We start from the raw sequence: 17,581 nt of genomic DNA on the forward strand, positions 1-17,581 counted from the left end.
GCCGGAATATTGCCGGGCTAGGCCAGAGCGGCGGCGCGCTGCCTTCGCCTGTTTGCGTCGGGCGTAGCGCGCGCCGCCACGTAAAGGGCGGCCAGGCCGACCGGCACCGCGATCAACGACGTCTGGATGCCGAATGCCAGGTCGCCGGTGACTTCGGAAACATGGCCGGCAGTAAACGGCCCGAGACCGAGGCCGATCAGGGTCGCGCCGAGCAGGAATATCGCCGTTGCCGTGCCACGCAATCCGGGCAGGACCAACGCCTGGCTGGCGGCGCCCGCAGCGCCCAATGCAGAGGAGGTGGTGAACTGGACGGCGAAATGCAGCGCCACGAACAGCGTGACGCTGTCAGTATTGTATCCGGCGAGCACGATCGGCGCCGATGCGGCCAAGGCGAAAGCGACAACCATCAATCTCCCGGACGCAAAACGCGCCTGCAGCACATCGGCTATCCTTCCGCCCGCAATCACGCCGAGGAACCCCCCGAGGGCCGCCGGCGCGCCCAGCAGCAGGCCCAGTTGCGCCTTGTCGAGCGCAAACATCCGCTCGGCATAGGGTGCGGCCCAATAGGTGACGGTGTAGCCCAGGTAGCAATCCGCCCCATAGGCGATGACGATCGCCATGAAGGCCGGCGAAGCCCAGGTCAGGTTGAACGCGGCGGGATCGCGGTCGCGCTGCGCGCATGCCCAGCTGAAGACGGCATAATAGCCGATCCCGAGAAACAGGAATTGCTGCAGATTGCCGGTTGCAGAAACGAGCAACCAGGCGGCCACCGCGACCAGGGCAGCCCCTGCAAGGTTTCGAACAAGCGCGCCGATGCCCCGCCGTGCAGCCCCCAGCAGGGTGAACGGCGGCAAAAGGTCCAGCAATTGCGTGCCGAATACGCGCCACGGGTGAGCGTCCCCGCCGCTCGGCAGGCCATCGATCGCGCCTCGATCCGGCTCGCGCAGCGAAAATACCCAGATCGCCAGCAACAGGCCGGGCAGGCCGACTCCGATGAAGGCAGCCTGCCATCCCGCCAATCCGAGCGGCGCCGTCCCCTCGGGATATGCCGAATTCCATCCCTCGACGATCAGCCCGCCGATCAGGAGCGACAGTCCGCTCCCGACAAACAGCCCGGCAGAATAGATCCCGATCGCCGTGCCTCGGAGCCTGGCCGGGAACCAGTCGGCAATCAGCGAATAAGCGCACGGGGTGGCGGAGGCCTCGCCGACTCCCACGCCAATTCTCGCGACAGTCAGGGTCGCCGCATTGCGCGCAAAGCCGGACAGCGTGGTCATGAGCGACCACAGCGCGAGCGAGAGGCTCAGCAGCCTTACCCGGTGCCAGCCGTCCGCCAGCCGCCCGAGCGGGATGCCGAACAGCGCGTAGAAGATTGCGAACGCCGTGCCGTAGAGAAACCCGAGATCGGCGTCGGACATGCCGAGATCGGCCTTGATGTCGTTGGCCAGGATCGAGAGGATCTGCCGGTCAATGAAGTTGATCATGTAGACCAGCACCAGGACACCCAGCCCGTACCAGGCGTAAGGCGCTGCCCTGGCATCGGTTCCCTGTCCCGAGGCTTCCTCTCCCGCGCTGTTCATATCGGCGGTGCGTCGTCGGCATAGACGGTCGCGTCTTCAAGCCCTGCATCGGCGAAGCCCTTGCGCCGCAACCTGCAGGAATCGCACGCACCGCAGGCGAGGCCCTGTGGTGTCGGGTCATAGCATGACCAGCTCATCGCAGGATCGAGCCCCAGTCTTGCCGCCTCCCGCGCGATGTCCGCCTTGCCGAGGTGCTGGAGTGGGGTGTGCACCGTGAACGGCTCACCCTCGACCCCCGCCTTGGTACCCAGGCGAGCCGTCTCGGCAAAACTGGCGATGAACTCTGGCCGGCAATCGGGATAGCCCGAGTAATCGAGTGCATTGACCCCGATGAACAGGTCGCGCGCGCCAGAGGCTTCGGCCAGGGCCAATGTAAGCGACAGAAAAACCAGGTTGCGCGCCGGGACATAGGTCACGGGTATGTCGCTGCCCACGCCATCCTTCGGTACGGGGATATCGTCGGTCAGCGCCGAACCGCCGAACCGCCTCAGGTCAAGGGGCAGGGTGACGTGCCGCTCCGCACCAAGCGCCGCGGCAATTGCCTTTGCGGATTCGATTTCCCGGCGATGGCGCTGGTTATAGTCGATTGTCAGGGCGTGAAGGACGAAGCCCCGCTCGACGGCAAGCGCCGCGGTGACCATCGAATCGAGGCCGCCCGAAAGCAGGACCACCGCCGGCTTGCCAGGATCTCCAGGAAGTGCGCCCATCCGGCCGGGGCTAGCCTGCGACCGACCCGCTGGCAAGCGATGCGCAAGCGATCAGCAGCTGCCGATCCGGCGCGCCTCCGCGTTGAAATGAAACGGCAGGCCGCCCTCGATCCCCTGGCTGTTGATCTGGGCCAGTTGGGACGTCTCACGCTTGATCGTCGTGCGGCCATAGCCATTGCCCGGACAGGAATACTGCACGGTCACCTGGCTGGCCTCGTCTTGGACAACGAACTGGCTGCAATTCGCCCGTTCATGACGAAGCTGGATCAGCTCCCTCCCGGTCCTCAGGCATACCCGCTTGCTCGTGTCTTCGCCGCGGATGTTGATTTGCCACAGCCCGGCACTCAGCCCGTCGAGCATGGCAAGCTCCGGTGCCTGCGCGGTCGCGGGCGCAACAAGCATACCAATGGCAGCCATTGCCATGGTCAATCGCCGCCAAGGGCTGTGAAGCTGTTTCAAATGCATGTCAGTGGACTCGAATGGTTGGTCCGGAATTGGCAAATCTTGATAGCACAACAAATATGAACGACAAATTGCCCTTTACGAGCGACGAACCGTTAGATCTTAACTTCGAACAGCCGCGAGCAGAATGCGCAATCGACCGTGATCAGGCCCTGCTGGTCACGCATGTCTTCAAGATCCTGCTCGGGAAACCGTCCCAACACCGCCCGATAATGCTCGATTGAACAGCGGCAGCCGCGCGCAAGCCGGGCACCCGGCTCGACTCTCACCTCGCGTTCTTCATGGAACAGCCTCCACACCAGCGCTTCGAGCGACAGGCCCGGATCGACCAGTTCTGCGTGACGCGTACTTTCGGCGAGGATCGCCACATGCTCCCACTCGGGATGATCCATCCGGACATGGAGCCGCTCCCGCCCTGCCTCTCCCTCGGCGAGGTGCTGGACAAGCAGCCCGCCCGCCACGCAATTCCGGCCGTCGAAATCCACGCCCAGCCGGATAAGGGTCGGCACCTGTTCGGACCGTGCGAAATAGGCCTCGCAGGCGGCGTTCAGCGATGCGCCTTCGAGTGGTACAATGCCCTGGTAGCGCAAACCGGTCTCGGCCACATCGAAGGTCATCGCCAGGTGACCCTTGCCGAATATCGCTTCGAGCGAAGGGTTCGAATCCAGTCGATCCACTTTCCCGGCGTCGAACTGGGCATAGCCCCGCAACGCGCCTTCCCGGTAGTCGCAGACAAGCAAGGCGACGGCGCCGCCTTCGGCCTGTGCCTGGATCGTCAACTGGCTGCCTTGATTCTTGAGCAGTCCTCCGATCAGGGCGGTCAGAGCCAGCGCTTCCGCAAGCAAGCGCTTGACCTGAATGGGATAATCATGCGCGGCGAGTATTTCCTCAAGCACCGGCCCCAGCCGCACAAGCCGGCCCCGCACATTGCGGCTCGGCAAGGTGAAAAGGAGCAGGCGGTCGAAACCCGTTTCATCCTCGAGGATCGGGACAATTTCGCTCAACGCGCTCGGCTCACAATTGACCGAATACCCAGCGCAGCACTGACTTCTGGGCATGGATCCGGTTTTCTGCCTCGTCGAAGACGACTGATTGGGGCCCTTCGAACACAGACTCGGACACCTCCTCGCCAACATGGGCCGGCAGGCAATGCAGGAATTTGGCGCTCGGCTTCGCCATTTCCATCAGCCTGGCGTTGACCTGGAACGGAGCCATCGCCGCCAGCTTGTTGTGGGCATGGTCTTGCCCCATCGAAACCCAGGTATCGGTCACGACAATGTCGGCATCACTTGCAGCGGCCGCGGGATCGTTGGTCAGGCGTATTTCGGACCCGGCCCTACGGGCGAGCTCGACGAATTCCGGCTCCGGCTCGTAACCCTTGGGCGTCGCCACGCGAATGTTGAACTTCATCAGCGCGGCAGCCTCGAGCAGCGAGTGAAGGACATTGTTGCCGTCGCCCAGCCAGGCGAGTTCGAGGCCGGGCAGTGCCTTGCCGTGCTCGATGATGGTAAGCAAGTCGGCCACGATCTGGCACGGATGCGAGCGATCTGTGAGCCCGTTGATCACCGGGATGTTCGCATGCCGGGCCATCTCCTCGACCTTGGAATGGTCGTCGGTCCGGATCATGATCGCATCCGCCATCCGGCTCAGCACCCGCGCCGTATCGGCGATACTTTCGCCCCGGCCCAGCTGCGATGTCCCGGCCTCGAGAACGAACGAACCACCGCCCAATTGCCGCATGGCGATATCGAAACTGACGCGGGTTCGCGTCGAATTCTTCTCGAATATCATCGCCAGCACATGCCCCGCCAACGGGGCATCCCCGTCGGGCCTGCCCTTGGGCCAGCCGGCTCGCGCGGCCTTGCGATCGATGGCATCGCTGATCATCGCCGCGATCGCATCGCCACCAGCATCGGAAAGATCGAGAAAATGCCGGACCATGATCAGTCTTCCGGAGCCCGGTAGTCGGCCGCACCCGCGGAGAGCTTTTCGAAGAACTCGTCGATCTCCGCATCGCCGATCACCAGCGGCGGCAGCACGCGCAAGGTGTTGTCGCCCGCGGCCACGGTCAGCAATTGGTGGTTGTCGCGCAAATGCGCCATGAACGGTCGTGGCTCGGCCTTCATCCTGATCCCGAGCATCAGGCCTTTGCCCCGAATGCTGTCGAACAGTTCGGGATAATTGCCGATGAACTGCTCCAGCCGGGTGCGAATCTTTTCGCCCTTGCTCCTCACTTCTGCGAGGAAATCGTCATTGGCCACAACGTCGAGGACCGCACTGCCGGCCGCCATGGCGAGCGGGTTGCCGCCATAGGTCGACCCATGCGAGCCGATCACCATGCCGCGCGCGGCCTTTTCGGTAGCCAGGCATGCGCCGAGCGGGAAGCCGCCGCCAATGCCCTTGGCGGTCGCCATGATGTCGGGCTCGATGCCGTATTGTTCATAGGCATAGAGCGTTCCCGTCCGCGCCACGCCGGTCTGCACCTCGTCGAAGATCAACATCAGGTCGTGTTCGTCGCACAAATTGCGGAGACCCCTGATGAATTCTTCGGAGCCTGCCCGGATTCCGCCTTCGCCCTGCACCGGTTCGACCAGGAACCCTGCGGTATTGGGTCCGATCAGCGATCTTGCCATCTCGAGATTGTCGAACTCGCAATATTTGAAGCCGGGGAGCAAGGGCAGGAATCCCTTGTGCATCTTCTCCTGGTTCGAAGCACTGATGGTCGCCATGGTCCGGCCGTGGAACGCGTTGTTGAAGGTGATCAGTTCGAATTTCCCGTCATTCCCCACATGCTGGTGATAGGCGCGCGCCGTCTTGATCGCGCATTCGACTGCCTCGGCGCCGGAATTGGTGAAGAACACCGTATCGGCAAAGGTCAGGTCGACCAGCCGCTGGGCCAGCCTCTCGCCCTGCGGGCTGCCATAGAGGTTGGAAACGTGCATCAGCGTTGCGGCCTGGTCCTGGATCGCCTTGATCAGGCCAGCGTGCGAGTGGCCCAGCAGGTTGACGGCGATGCCGGCGGCGAAATCGAGATAGCGCGTGCCGTCTTCCGAGATCAGGTGGCAATGTTCGCCCTTTACGGGCCGGACGCCGCACCGGGGATAGACGGGCATCAACGGGGTGATCGACATTCATTGATCCTTCGAATTCAATTGGGCGTCTTTGACGCGAACGAGAAAAGGCGGCCGCGAGGCCGCCATTGCTTCCCATTTATGACTTTGCGGATGCCTGGTCAAACCGCCGGGCGAAGCGCCGGCCGATCAGCCTTGAACGGGCACAAGGTTGACCGCCGAATATTTCCCTCGTCGGTCCACCTCGAGTTCGAATTCAAGCCGGTCGCCTTCGTTGAGTTCGGATAGACCTGAACGTTCGACCGCGCTGATATGGACGAAAGCATCGGCCTCGCCATCGTCGCGGGTGATGAAGCCGAAGCCCTTCATCGAATTGAAGAACTTCACGGTTCCTGTCGCCTTCTCTCCGGTCCGCTGCCGCGCTGGGGCCGATTGGCGCTGCTCCACCGGAATCACATCGCCGACAATCTGCAGATCGGCGGCCGAAATCTTGCCGCCGCGATCGACGAGATTGAAGGCCAGTTCCTGTCCTTCGGCAAGTCCCTCAAGACCGGCGCGCTCGACCTGGCTGATATGCACAAACACGTCCTCGCCGCCCTCATCCTGCTGGATGAAGCCAAAGCCCTTGCCGGCGTTAAAGAATTTAACCTTGCCCTTGCCTGTGCCGACGACCTGGGCAGGCATTCCCCCGCCACGGGGCGGGCCTCGGTCGCCGCCGCCAAATCCGCCGCCACGCGGGCCACGATCGCCAAAACCCCCGCGATCGCCACCGCCGCTACGGTCGGAATCCCCGAACCGGTCCGGGCCGCCGAACCTCTCGGCACCGCCGTCCATAAAAGGATCAAATCCTTCCTCGCCTATCCGGTCACGTTTGTCGCGTCCCCGGCCGCGACGCCCTCTGTCAAAACCCATGAAACCCAATGCACCTTCACTTCGCCCACAAAGATATCCGGCGAAACGGACGAATTTCCGCCGGTTGTATGGGCTGGCAAGCAGGAACCACCCCGTCAATCGACTCAATCATAACGCAAAATTGTTATTCAGGCGAATGATTTAACGCGCCAGGTCGATTGCGGGTGCCGATCCGGCAAGCTACACTTGCAACCGCTTGCCAGCCGGTCGTGCCTTGGGCAGAGAGTTGATTCATGGATATCATCGCCTTGTTTGCCGAGCCGTCAACCTGGGCGGCCCTGATCACCCTGATTGTCCTGGAAGTTGTCCTGGGAATCGACAATCTCGTTTTCATCGCAATTCTCTCGAACAAATTGCCTGTGCACCAGCAGGCAAAGGCGCGCCGGATCGGACTTTTCTTCGCGCTGATGATGCGAATCGCATTGCTGATGCTGATCGGCTGGATCGTAACCCTGCAGACGCCGATGTTCGATCTCGGCCTGGAGGGCGCCGCCAGCCCCCAGGGTGTGCCAAGCTTCGAAACCGAGTTCTCCGGACGTGACCTGATCCTTCTGGCCGGCGGCCTGTTCCTGCTGTGGAAAGCGACCAAGGAGATTCATCACACAATCGATCCGGAGGAGGAAACGGGAGAGCTCCTGGATCACAGCAAGGGAGTCGCCGAAATCACGTTCAGCGCGGCGATAGCCCAGATCATCGCGCTCGATCTCGTGTTTTCGATCGATTCGATTCTCACCGCCGTGGGCATGACCGACCATGTTCCGATCATGGTGACGGCGGTTGTCGTAACCGTCGGAATCATGATGGTTGCCGCCGATCCGCTTGCCAGATTCATCGAAAAGAACCCGACCCTCGTGATGCTTGCCCTGGCCTTCCTGGTGATGATCGGACTGGTGCTGATTGCCGACGGATTCGGTTTCCATGTTCCGAAAGGCTATATCTACGCGGCGATGGGATTTTCGGTCGCGGTCGAAGGCTTGAACATGGTCGCACGCAGGCGCAGACAAAAGAAGGCAGAGATGGAACGGGCGGCATGAGCGACTTCCGGCGCCTCTCCGACACGGTCTATGCGAGCCCGCAAGTCACCGCGGCCGATATTGCGGAGGCGGCCTCGCTGGGGATCAAGCTCGTGATCAACAATCGCCCCGAGGGCGAAGCCGAAGACCAGACTCCGGGAAGCGCAATCGAGGCCGCCGCGCGAGCCGCCGGTATGGACTATGCCGCGATTCCCGTGACCATGCCGACACTGTCGGACGTCCACGTCCTCGCTATGGAGGAAAAGCTCGCCAATGCCGAGGGGCCGGTTCTCGCCTATTGCCGATCCGGCACGCGTTCGACGCTGCTGTGGTCGCTGGCCCAGGCGAAGAGCGGCGGCGATCCGGATGAGATCGCGGCAGCCGCGGCGGCGGCCGGCTATGACGTGTCGCCGGTGCGCGCGGCAATGGACGCGTACGCAGCCGCACGGGAGTGATGGAAGCCGAGCTCCTGAAATTCGGGAGCTCGCTGCTGGCGATCAGCCTGCTGGTCTACATTGCCTGGCGCATGCGCCTCGGCGGCATCTCCCGGATTGAGACCGAAGCGCAACTGAAGGACCTTGCCGACAGCGCGTTTTGCGGCTTCGAGCCGGTCCGCTTCGCGATCGCCCCGGACGGAAAGGGCGCAATCTGCGAGGATGCGGCAGGCCGTATCATCCTGCTGGTTCCGCATGGCTCGAACCATGCGGCGCGGCTCCTTGGCCGGGAATCTTCCGCGCGCCGCGAGGACTCGCGGCTGGTCGTCGACAGCGGCGATGCTTCTTTCCCGGTCGTATCGCTCGAACTGGGAGAAGCCAGCAGGTCTTGGGAGAACCGCATCAACTCCCTAAGTAGCTAGCCATGCCCGACTTCAGCCCAGTCGATTACGCGATCCCGGCCTTCATTCTCCTGATACTGGGGGAAATGATCTGGTCGCGCTTTCGCTCGTCGCGCGCTTACGAGCCCAAGGACACCGCAATCTCGCTTGCCCTCGGCCTGGGAAGCACAGTGGCCGGTGCCCTGGCCGCCAGTGCCGTGCTCGCGATGCTCGTGTGGATCGCCCAGTTCCGCCTGTTAGAGATCGGCTGGCAATGGTGGGCCTGGGTGCTGTGCTTCGTGCTCGACGATCTCGCCTATTACTGGTCGCACCGCTTCGGGCACCGGGTGCGCTGGTTCTGGGCGAGCCATGTAAACCATCATTCAAGCCAGCATTACAACCTCTCGACCGCGCTGAGGCAGACCTGGACCGGCTTTATCGCACTCAGCTTCATTTTCCGCTGGCCACTGGCGCTGATCGGCTTCCACCCGGTCATGATCCTGTTCTGCGGCGGGCTCAACCTCATCTACCAGTTCTGGATTCATACCGAAGCGATCGGCCGGCTGCCGCGCTGGTTCGAAGCAGTCATGAACACGCCTTCGCATCACCGCGTCCACCACGCCACGAATCCGGTCTATCTCGATCGCAATTATGCCGGGACATTCATCGTCTGGGACAAGCTCTTCGGGACGTTCCAGCCGGAGCTCGAGGGAACCGGGATCCGCTATGGCATCGTCAGGCAGCTCGGGAGTTTCAACCTGCTCTGGGCCGTATTCCATGAATGGATCGGCCTCCTGCGCGATGTGTGGCACGCGCCCTGGCGACACAAATGGAGCTATGTCTGGCGCGAACCGGGCTGGTCGCACGACGGCAGCCGCGAGACTTCGGATTCGATCCGCCAGCGTTGGCAGGGCCTTGAGCAAATGCGGCGTGCCGCCTCAGACGAAAAAGGGGACGGCCAGGCCCTCCCCTGATCCGGATCAGGAAGCGCCGGGTCAGCCCTTTTCGATCGCATCGACCAGTGGCTGAAGGCCCTTGCCGTATTTCTTCCAGCGCTTGACTGACGTCTTGTAGATCGGCTTGCGCACCTGCGCGACGCTGGCGGTTTTTACCGGACGGCCCGAATTGTAGAATTCGAGCACCTTGTCGTCCCAGTCGAGCCCCAGGAAATCGATGATGCCCTTGGCCTCCTTCTCGGTATCGGCCACGACCTTCTCGTATTCGACAACCTTCAAGACGCCCTTCGGCAGCACCTTTTCCCAATGCTTCATGATCGCGTCGTACTGCCGATAGTAGCGGCCCATTTCGCCCATGTCGTAGCTGTGCGGCATGTCGTCCTTGAACAGCTTGGTGAAGGCCGAAAGGCTGCTGTCGACCGGGTCCCGGCGCGTGTTGATAAAGCGCGCATGGGGGAACATGATGTGCAGCAAGCCGACGAAGAAGTAATTCGTCAGCAGCTTGTCGGTCACGATCTTGGCGTCACCGGCATTCTTGAACAGCGCCTTTTCGTAACCGTCGGCCACCAGCTTGAAATGGTTTGGCTTCATTTCGCCGACGATCGCCGGATAGCGGGAAAGCGAGGGGAAACGGTCGCGCAGGCGGTGCAGCGCCTGGCTGAAATACTTCACTTCGCCCGCGCCGTAGACATCCTTGTGGCTGGAGATGATCTGCTCGACCAGCGTCGAGCCCGAACGCGGCATGCCGACAATGAACAGCGGGCGGCTGGTTTCGTTGCCTTCATAGGGACGGTCCTTGAAGATCTTTGCCGGGAAAGCCGCCTTGATGTCCTCGAAGAACTTGACGGTTTCCTGCTCGTTGTAAGCCAGCTGCTTGCGCTTGAGCTTGCCCCCGGCGATGTAATGCTCGAGCGCCTTCTCGTGCTGCTTGTTGTCGTCGAGCGCCTTGGCATAGGCATAGTGCAGCGGGAGCAGCCAGTCGGCTTCCTTGTTCTTGACCGATTCCATCACGGTTTCGATCCGGTCGAACAGTTCCTTCTCCTTGGAAAAGTCGACCAGGTCGTTGAGGTTGGCATAGGCTCCGAACATGTTGGGATTGAGTTCGATGCCCTTGAGGATGTGGTCGCGCGCATCGTCCAGCCGTCCGACCGACTTCAGCGTCACCCCGTAGAAATTGAGCGTTTCGGGGTTGCGAGGGGCAAGCTCGCAGGCCTTTTCAAGCACCTGGAGCGCTTCGTCGAACCGGTCGGTCTCGTGCAGGACCTGGCCAAGCACGGTCAGCGCTTCGGCATTTTCGGGCTCCTCCTGGATCACGATCCGGCAAGCCTGCTCGGCGGCGGCCTGGTTCCCGCGGCGATTCTGGATCCGCGCGGTCAGCACCAGCGCGCGGGTATCTTTCGGTGCAATCTTGAGCACTTCGCTCAGCTGGCGCAGCGCATCGACTTCCTTCTTTTCCTGGAAATAGATCGACGCGAGATTGTTATGCGCCTCGACATAGGCGGGGTTCTGCGCGACCGCCTTGCGCAAGGCATGCTCGGCCTGGTCCATCTTGCCCTGCTCGCGCAGCAGGGTTCCCATATTGTTGTAGGCTTCGGGGTAACGCTCGCGGATGGCGAGCGCGTTCTGGTAAGAATCCATCGCTTGATCGAACCGGCCGGCTCGGCGTTGGGCGTTGCCCAGATTATTGTGTGCTTCGGCAAAATTGGGATCGAGCTCGATCGCCTTGCTGTAGGCTTCGATCGCTTCGTCGTAGTTCTTGCTGTCGAACCGGGCAATGCCGAGGTTGTTATAGGCCTGGGCATTCCTGGGATCGAGTTCGATAGCTTCCTGCAAGGTCGAGATTGCATCGGCCAATTGCCCGTTCTGGCGCTGGATTTCGCCCAGGTTGGAACGATAGCTGGCAATCTTCGGGGCCAGCTTGATAGCCCGCTTGAGGCTGGCAATGCCCTCTTTTGCATTGCCTTGCGCACTCAGCGAGACCCCCAGGATCGAATGGGCATCGGCGATCTGCGGCTTGCTCTCGATGACCTGGCGACAGACATTTTCCGCCTGCTTGTAGCGTCCGCGACTATAGAGCTGGCCAGCGATCGCAATCGCGTCCTGGTCGGTCATTCGCATGCTGCCGGTCTGGATTTTCTGGATCATCTCGTCGAGGCGACGATCGGTCATTGCCTGCTGCATCTGTATACTTTCGTCAGTTCAAATCGGTCTGGATGGTCTTGGGGGATAGATTCCCCGCGAAGGAGCCGCGTTAGGACATGAAATGTCGCTTGTCACCTTGGCAGTTTCGCTATTTTCGGGAAGACGAGGCCCCTGACGAATTCAAAGGGCATTGTTCCCGGTTTCGCCGGTCCTGATCCTTGTCGCTTCGGCCAGTTCGAGAACGAACAACTTGCCATCGCCGATGGAATCGGTGTTCGCTGCCTGCTGGATCGCCTCGCAGGCCTGTGCCGCAATCTCGTCGGACACCGCGATTTCGATCTTTACCTTGGGCATCATGTTGGTGTGATATTCGGCACCGCGATAGATCTCGGTCTGGCCCTTCTGGCGACCGAAGCCTTTGACCTCCGATACAGTCATGCCGGCGACGCCAACCCCGGCGAGCGCTTCCCTCACTTCGTCCAGCTTGAACGGCTTGATGATGGCGATGATGTATTTCATTCGAACATCCCTTTCTGCTTCCCCATGGACCCCGGCAGCAAGCCTGGCACGCATGGCGCAATAGAAAGCAAGTCCGGCGGCTTTCGTCCAGTCCAAGCTGTGTCGAGCTGCTCGGGACAAGAAAAAGGGGCCGAGGCATCGCGCCCCGGCCCTTGGAAAGTTTGCGTTCGCAGGAGGAACGTCGTCAGGCGGGATCGGGGGAGGAGAGGAGCCCCGACCCCGCCAAACTTGGTGTCTAGTTGTAGGCCCGCTCCCCGTGATCGCCGATGTCGAGACCTTCGACTTCGGTTTCCTCGGAGACCCTCAGGCCGATCAGAAGCTTCACGACAAAGCCTGCGATCAGCGTACCGATGGCAGCCCAGGCAATGGCGACTGCCACAGCGATGATCTGGGTGGTCACCTGGGCAGCCATTGCGGTCGAGCCGTCGCCCGGCCCGCCAAACATGGGCTGGTAGACAATACCGGTACCAATCGCGCCGACGATGCCGCCAATGCCGTGGATGCCGAAAGCGTCGAGCGAGTCATCGTAACCGAGCGCGCCCTTCACCTTCGCTACCGCAAAGTAGCAGACGATCGCTGCAACCGCGCCAAGCACCAGCGCACCTATCGGGCCGGAATTGCCGGCTGCGGGGGTGACGGCCACGAGACCGGCGATGATGCCCGAACAGAAGCCCAGCGACGATGGCTTGTGGCCAAGCAGCTTTTCGAGGACCATCCAGGCGAGCCCGGCGGAAGCAGTGGCGATGAACGTGTTCATCATCGCCAGGCCAGCGATTCCGTCGGCTTCGAGTTCCGAACCGGCGTTGAAGCCAAACCAGCCGACCCACAGCAGGCCGGTACCGACCATGGTCAGCGTCATCGAGTGGGGCGGCATGGGCTCGTGCGGATAGCCGCGGCGCTTGCCGAGCAAATAGGCAAGCACGAGGCCCGAGACGCCCGCATTGATGTGGACGACCGTACCCCCGGCGAAATCGAGGGCGCCCATTTCAAAGAGCAAGCCGCCGCCAGCCCAAACCATGTGCGCGATCGGGAAATAGACGATCGTCAGCCAGATCGGCACAAACAGCATGGTGGCGGAAAACTTCATGCGTTCCGCCGTGGCGCCAAGGACGAGCGCTGCGGTGATCGCAGCGAAAGTCATCTGGAAGCACACAAAGACGTATTCGCTGATTACTTCGTCGGAGAATGTCGCAGCGGTTGTGTTTGGCGTCACCGATGACAGGAACAAACTTCCGCCGCTGATAAACTGGGCCAGCGTTCCTTCGGGCGGAGTCGGACCGAACGCGGTGGAATAGCCCCAGATCACCCAGACGACCATCGCCAGCGCGGCAGTCGCGCCAACTTGGGTCATGGTCGAGAGCATGTTCTTCGAACGGGTCAGGCCGCCATAGAACAGCGCGAGACCCGGGAGGATCATCAACAGGACGAGGATAGTGGCGGTCATCATCCAGGCGTTGTTGCCCGGATTGGCGACCGCTGGCGCTGCCTCGACGGCGGCCTCGGCCACCTCGGCGGGTACAGCGGCGACGGCCGCATCGACGGCTTCGGTCGCCGCGTCGGCCACGGCTTCTGCAGTTTCCTGCGCCCAGGCGGCGGTTGCGGCGAACATCGACGCTCCAAGAGCGCCCGCGCCGCAGATAAGTTTGCGGATCATGGTGTTATCCCTCAATTCGAGCGCGCCGATCACAGCGCGGTGTCCCCGGCTTCGCCGGTGCGGATGCGGGTCGCGGAAGCGAGATCCAGCACGAAAATCTTGCCGTCGCCGATGCTTTCGGTGCTGGCGGTTTCCTTGATGGTTTCGACGACCTGGTCCGCGAGCGCGTCGGTCGCGGCGATCTCGATCTTCACCTTCGGCAGCATATTCGTGGAATATTCGGCCCCGCGGTAAATCTCGGTCTGGCCCTTTTGCCGTCCGAAGCCCTTGACCTCGGACACGGTCATGCCGGCGACGCCGATGGCGCCGAGAGCTTCACGCACCTCGTCGAGCTTGAACGGTTTGATGATGGCGATGATGAATTTCATCTCAAACCCCTGTCTGCTTACCGGTGTCATTCCCGGCTGGAGACGAGGTGTGCAACAAGCGTGCCAGTTGCAGGATTCGGGAGATCAAGTCGGAATTAACGATTCTTTTGCGGAAGTTAACGAGTTGGCGCGCCCGAATCTTGGGCACGCTGCCTCATTTTTGTGCAGCCAGCTCCAGCACGGCCCAGACCGGCAAATGGTCGGAAGCGCTGACGGCAAGCGCATGGTGATAGACGCCTGCATCGATCAATCGCCATTGCGCCGAATGGGCGATCCGGTCGAGCGGTGCGAGCGGGCGGCGGCTCGGAAAGCTCTTGCCCGGTGCGATCACCTCCCAGCCGGAATCGAATTCGTCCGTGCTCCCGCCGCGCAGCGACCATTCGTTGAAGTCGCCCAGCATGACCGCATGGCATCCGGCGAGGTCGCCGAGGATCGAACGGATCTGGTGACGCCGGCGGAAACCCGAAAGGTCGAGATGCATCCCGGCGACCCGGAAGCGCTTTCCCTCGCGTTCAAGATCGACCCTGACCGCGCCGCGCGGCTCAAGCGTCGGCAGATCGATCGGACCGGCATCGATGATGGCAATATCCCGGCGGACCAGGATGGCATTGCCGTGCCAGCCGAGGCTTGCCGGCCGCATGAACAGCGGATCGATGGCGTAGCCTGCCTCTTCGATCAGCGCCCTGGGAAGTACGCTCGCCCGGCTGCCAAATCGAAGGTCGACTTCCTGCAATGCGATAACGTCCGCCCCGATCTCATGGATCACGCGCATGATCCGGTCATGATCGCGGCGACCGTCGGTGCCGACCGCCTTGTGAATGTTGTAACTGGCGAATTTGAGCCGCAAGCCGGTTATCGCTCCTTGGTCGCGCTGAAGGTGAGCTCGGGGTTCTTCTCCTGCTGGTAGCCGACATCCCAGGCGGACCTGGCCAGGAAAACGAGGTCCCCATCCCGGTCGCGCGCAAGGTTGGCGCGATTGAAGCCTGCGAACTCGTCCAGCTTGGCCTGTGCTCCCTTTATCCAGCGGGCCGTGTCGAACGGGGCTGGTTCGAGCGACGCTTCGACCTTGTATTCGGCCTCCAGCCGCGAAACCAGCACGTCGAGCTGGAGCTGGCCGACCACCCCGACAATCCATTGCGCCCCGATTTCGGGATAGAACACCTGGATCACGCCTTCCTCCGACAAATCGTCGAGCGCCTTGCGCAATTGCTTGGTCTTGGTCGGGTCCTTGAGCACGATCCGGCGCAGGATTTCGGGCGCGAAATTGGGCAGTCCGGTGAAGCGGACATCGTTCCTTTCGGACAGGCTATCGCCGACCCGCAAGGTGCCGTGATTGGGGATGCCGATGATATCGCCGGCCTCGGCCGTGTCGGCAATCTCGCGATCCTGCGCAAAGAACAGGATCGGCGAATGGATCGCGATTGGCTTGCCGAGCCCGGAGGGCGTCAGCTTCATGCCGCGTTTGAAGGTCCCCGAGACCTGCCGCATGAAGGCGATGCGGTCGCGGTGTTGGGGATCCATATTGGCCTGGACCTTGAAGATGAAGCCGGTGACCTCGTCCTTGTCTGGCGACACTTCGCCGTTTTCGCTCGGCTGCGGGCGCGGTGGCGGAGCCCAGCGCGCGATTGCGCCGATCAATTCGCTGACCCCGAAATTCTTGAGCGCGGAACCGAAGTAGACCGGCGTCAGGTCGCCATTGCGATAGGCGGCGAGATCGAATTGGGGATAGGCTTCGCGCACCAGCTCGATTTCCTCTGCCAGATCGGCGGGCAGTTCCCCAAGCGGTTCCCGCTTGCCGAGGAATTCCTTGCTCTCGCCTTCGGGCAGGCTGACCGTGTTGCTGGCGAAATCGAGCACGCCTCGAAACAGCCCGCCCATCCCGATCGGCGCGTTCTGCGGCGACACGTCGAGCGCCAGCGCGTCGGCGACTTCATCGAGGATTTCGAACAGCGGGCGCCCCTCGCGGTCGACCTTGTTGACGAAGGTGATGATCGGTACGTTGCGCAGCCGGCAGACCTCGAACAGCTTGCGGGTCTGCGGCTCGATGCCTTTCGCGGCATCGATCACCATGATTGCCGAATCGACCGCGGTCAGCGTGCGATATGTGTCTTCGGAAAAGTCCTCGTGGCCCGGCGTATCCAGGAGGTTGAAGGTGATCCCGTCCTTCTCGAAGGTCATCACCGAACTGGTGACGGAGATCCCGCGCTGCTGCTCGATCTTCATCCAGTCCGAGCGCGCGCGGCGGGCCTGTCCGCGGGCCTTGACCTCACCGGCAAGGTGGATCGCCCCGCCTTGCAGCAGGAGCTTTTCGGTCAGCGTGGTCTTGCCCGCGTCGGGGTGCGAGATGATGGCGAATGTGCGGCGGCTGGACATGGTGGCGGGCCGCTACCAGCAGGTGTGCGCGCGGTCCACCGCTTTAGCCTGCCACCGCAGCAGCGAGCAGGTTCTCCGCCAGCCAGTCGGGATCGCGGAACATGCGCTCGCGCCAGTCGGGCAGCAGGCGGTCGAGTACCAGCACCAGCGCAAGGCCCTCGTCCTGGGTCCACCAGCGCCCGCCGCGCCGGGTTTCCGCAAGCGCCGCCTCGGGCGTGGCGGCGCCGCCTGCGGGGGAGAGCAGGTAGCGGTAGACCAGCCACTGTCCGCTGCCTTCCATGGTCAGGAACACGTCGTCGAAGGCGCGGAAATGCGCGTCGTCGCCGGAGAAATAGCGCGCGCGCCGCTGCCGCATCAGGTGCAGCGCATGGGCGGCGAGGCCACGCGCACCGGCGTGGTCCGGCACCGTAGCCGCCGCGAACAGTGTGTCACGCTCGGCCTCGTAGGCGGCGCGATAGCCGGGCACTTCGGCAAACCGCTCCTGCACGAAATCGTCGTGGATATCGTCATCGTCCAGGCCAGCCGCATAGGCGGCGGGCTCGACGACGGCTCCGATCATCTGCGCCTGCCGCGTGTGCATGATCTCGTGCAGCAACACGCCGGTCATCAGCCGCTCGAGGCCCAGCGGGCTGGAGACGCCGCTGGCGCGCCAGACGCTGGGCAGGCTCATCGCAAAACCATCGGCAGCGAAGGCAAAGGAAATCGGTCCGATTGGGATCGTGCCGACAACCGGCAGCGCGGCGCTGTCAACAGGGTGCGGAGCGGCGGTCATCCCTGCGAACGATCCGCCGGGAAGGCTGAAAGTGCAATGCGCGTCGACTGCCCAGACCGTAGGCAGCGTCTGGTCCGTCAGCCGCAATTCGGTGCGCAGCACTTCGCGCCACTGGTCGAGCGAAGCCGCGAGCCATTGCTGGTCCGCCGGGGCCATCGCGCAGGATTCCTCGGCCAGGGCAGGCGGCGGCGCGAGCGCCAGCAGCAAGCCAGCCAGGGCAACGGCCCTAGCCACGCAG

Annotated in this window: 18 protein-coding genes; 4 read left to right on the plus strand and 14 right to left on the minus strand. The window is 62.5% G+C overall.

What is annotated here, in order from left to right; all coding sequences use genetic code 11:
* Positions 1-17: 17 nt before the first annotated feature.
* From AC16XC_RS08865 to AC16XC_RS08895, 7 genes are all read right to left on the minus strand, one after another.
* The gene (locus tag AC16XC_RS08865; protein WP_484034290.1) at positions 18-1,580 is read right to left on the minus strand and encodes an MFS transporter; all 1,563 of its coding nucleotides are present in this window, start codon (positions 1,578-1,580) and stop codon (positions 18-20) included.
* Entirely contained in the window at positions 1,577-2,287 is a 711-nt protein-coding gene (queC, locus tag AC16XC_RS08870; protein ID WP_484034291.1) for a 7-cyano-7-deazaguanine synthase QueC, read from the minus strand. The genes AC16XC_RS08865 and queC overlap by 4 nt, the downstream gene beginning before the upstream one ends.
* A 51-nt stretch (positions 2,288-2,338) precedes the next feature.
* Positions 2,339-2,689: a DUF3617 domain-containing protein gene (locus tag AC16XC_RS08875; RefSeq protein WP_484034292.1), complete on the minus strand. Its 351-nt coding sequence runs from the start codon at positions 2,687-2,689 to the stop codon at positions 2,339-2,341.
* Positions 2,690-2,844: 155 nt separating this feature from the next.
* Complete coding sequence (gene hslO, locus AC16XC_RS08880) at positions 2,845-3,753, minus strand: Hsp33 family molecular chaperone HslO (protein WP_484034293.1); 909 nt, start codon at positions 3,751-3,753, stop codon at positions 2,845-2,847.
* A gap of 10 nt (positions 3,754-3,763) precedes the next feature.
* Positions 3,764-4,690, minus strand: coding sequence for an ornithine carbamoyltransferase (gene argF / locus AC16XC_RS08885; protein WP_484034294.1), 927 nt, complete (start codon positions 4,688-4,690; stop codon positions 3,764-3,766).
* Between the two features lie 2 nt (positions 4,691-4,692).
* On the minus strand, positions 4,693-5,880 hold the full coding sequence (locus tag AC16XC_RS08890) for an acetylornithine transaminase (RefSeq protein WP_484034295.1): 1,188 nt from the start codon (positions 5,878-5,880) through the stop codon (positions 4,693-4,695).
* A 129-nt stretch (positions 5,881-6,009) separates the two neighbouring features.
* Complete coding sequence (locus AC16XC_RS08895; protein ID WP_484034306.1) at positions 6,010-6,732, minus strand: cold-shock protein; 723 nt, start codon at positions 6,730-6,732, stop codon at positions 6,010-6,012.
* 233 nt (positions 6,733-6,965) lie between these two features.
* Between AC16XC_RS08895 and AC16XC_RS08900 the strand changes: the two genes are divergently transcribed.
* From AC16XC_RS08900 to AC16XC_RS08915, 4 genes are read left to right on the plus strand one after another with little or no spacing between them, the layout of a single operon-like run.
* A complete protein-coding gene (locus tag AC16XC_RS08900; protein WP_484034296.1) occupies positions 6,966-7,766 on the plus strand; it encodes a TerC family protein in 801 nt (266 codons plus the stop codon).
* Entirely contained in the window at positions 7,763-8,200 is a 438-nt protein-coding gene (locus AC16XC_RS08905) for a protein tyrosine phosphatase family protein (RefSeq protein ID WP_484034297.1), read from the plus strand. Before AC16XC_RS08900 ends, AC16XC_RS08905 begins: the two co-directional genes overlap by 4 nt.
* Complete coding sequence (locus tag AC16XC_RS08910) at positions 8,200-8,601, plus strand: hypothetical protein (protein WP_484034298.1); 402 nt, start codon at positions 8,200-8,202, stop codon at positions 8,599-8,601. The genes AC16XC_RS08905 and AC16XC_RS08910 overlap by 1 nt, the downstream gene beginning before the upstream one ends.
* 2 nt (positions 8,602-8,603) lie before the next feature.
* Entirely contained in the window at positions 8,604-9,533 is a 930-nt protein-coding gene (locus AC16XC_RS08915; protein ID WP_484034299.1) for a sterol desaturase family protein, read from the plus strand.
* Between the two features lie 21 nt (positions 9,534-9,554).
* Here the strand turns inward: AC16XC_RS08915 and AC16XC_RS08920 are convergent, their stop codons facing one another.
* The 7 genes from AC16XC_RS08920 to AC16XC_RS08950 form a co-directional block, all read right to left on the minus strand.
* Positions 9,555-11,684, minus strand: coding sequence for a tetratricopeptide repeat-containing sulfotransferase family protein (locus AC16XC_RS08920; RefSeq protein WP_484034300.1), 2,130 nt, complete (start codon positions 11,682-11,684; stop codon positions 9,555-9,557).
* A gap of 153 nt (positions 11,685-11,837) precedes the next feature.
* Positions 11,838-12,176 carry a P-II family nitrogen regulator gene (locus tag AC16XC_RS08925; RefSeq protein WP_484034307.1) on the minus strand — a complete coding sequence of 113 codons (339 nt, stop codon included), beginning with the start codon at positions 12,174-12,176 and terminating at the stop codon, positions 11,838-11,840.
* 235 nt (positions 12,177-12,411) lie between these two features.
* Entirely contained in the window at positions 12,412-13,830 is a 1,419-nt protein-coding gene (locus AC16XC_RS08930; RefSeq protein WP_484034301.1) for an ammonium transporter, read from the minus strand.
* A 29-nt stretch (positions 13,831-13,859) separates the two neighbouring features.
* Positions 13,860-14,198: a P-II family nitrogen regulator gene (locus AC16XC_RS08935; protein ID WP_484034302.1), complete on the minus strand. Its 339-nt coding sequence runs from the start codon at positions 14,196-14,198 to the stop codon at positions 13,860-13,862.
* 154 nt (positions 14,199-14,352) lie between these two features.
* Positions 14,353-15,045, minus strand: coding sequence for an endonuclease/exonuclease/phosphatase family protein (locus tag AC16XC_RS08940; RefSeq protein ID WP_484034303.1), 693 nt, complete (start codon positions 15,043-15,045; stop codon positions 14,353-14,355).
* Positions 15,046-15,050: 5 nt separating this feature from the next.
* Positions 15,051-16,571, minus strand: coding sequence for a peptide chain release factor 3 (locus AC16XC_RS08945; RefSeq protein ID WP_484034304.1), 1,521 nt, complete (start codon positions 16,569-16,571; stop codon positions 15,051-15,053).
* A gap of 43 nt (positions 16,572-16,614) precedes the next feature.
* Positions 16,615-17,581 (minus strand): hypothetical protein (locus AC16XC_RS08950; protein ID WP_484034305.1); only part of this gene is annotated, 967 nt, incomplete at its 5' end.

Source organism: Candidatus Andeanibacterium sp., from assembly GCF_057143545.1.

Coding starts and splice junctions, on each gene's coding strand:
- AC16XC_RS08935 (WP_484034302.1), bottom strand. CDS start 14,198: ATGAAATTCATCATCGCCATCATCAAACCGTTCAAGCTCGACGAGGTG.
- queC (WP_484034291.1), bottom strand. CDS start 2,287: ATGGGCGCACTTCCTGGAGATCCTGGCAAGCCGGCGGTGGTCCTGCTT.
- AC16XC_RS08910 (WP_484034298.1), top strand. CDS start 8,200: ATGGAAGCCGAGCTCCTGAAATTCGGGAGCTCGCTGCTGGCGATCAGC.
- AC16XC_RS08920 (WP_484034300.1), bottom strand. CDS start 11,684: ATGACCGATCGTCGCCTCGACGAGATGATCCAGAAAATCCAGACCGGC.
- AC16XC_RS08900 (WP_484034296.1), top strand. CDS start 6,966: ATGGATATCATCGCCTTGTTTGCCGAGCCGTCAACCTGGGCGGCCCTG.
- AC16XC_RS08945 (WP_484034304.1), bottom strand. CDS start 16,571: ATGTCCAGCCGCCGCACATTCGCCATCATCTCGCACCCCGACGCGGGC.
- AC16XC_RS08890 (WP_484034295.1), bottom strand. CDS start 5,880: ATGTCGATCACCCCGTTGATGCCCGTCTATCCCCGGTGCGGCGTCCGG.
- AC16XC_RS08865 (WP_484034290.1), bottom strand. CDS start 1,580: ATGAACAGCGCGGGAGAGGAAGCCTCGGGACAGGGAACCGATGCCAGG.
- AC16XC_RS08925 (WP_484034307.1), bottom strand. CDS start 12,176: ATGAAATACATCATCGCCATCATCAAGCCGTTCAAGCTGGACGAAGTG.
- AC16XC_RS08875 (WP_484034292.1), bottom strand. CDS start 2,689: ATGCTTGTTGCGCCCGCGACCGCGCAGGCACCGGAGCTTGCCATGCTC.
- argF (WP_484034294.1), bottom strand. CDS start 4,690: ATGGTCCGGCATTTTCTCGATCTTTCCGATGCTGGTGGCGATGCGATC.
- AC16XC_RS08905 (WP_484034297.1), top strand. CDS start 7,763: ATGAGCGACTTCCGGCGCCTCTCCGACACGGTCTATGCGAGCCCGCAA.
- AC16XC_RS08930 (WP_484034301.1), bottom strand. CDS start 13,830: ATGATCCGCAAACTTATCTGCGGCGCGGGCGCTCTTGGAGCGTCGATG.
- AC16XC_RS08915 (WP_484034299.1), top strand. CDS start 8,604: ATGCCCGACTTCAGCCCAGTCGATTACGCGATCCCGGCCTTCATTCTC.
- AC16XC_RS08895 (WP_484034306.1), bottom strand. CDS start 6,732: ATGGGTTTTGACAGAGGGCGTCGCGGCCGGGGACGCGACAAACGTGAC.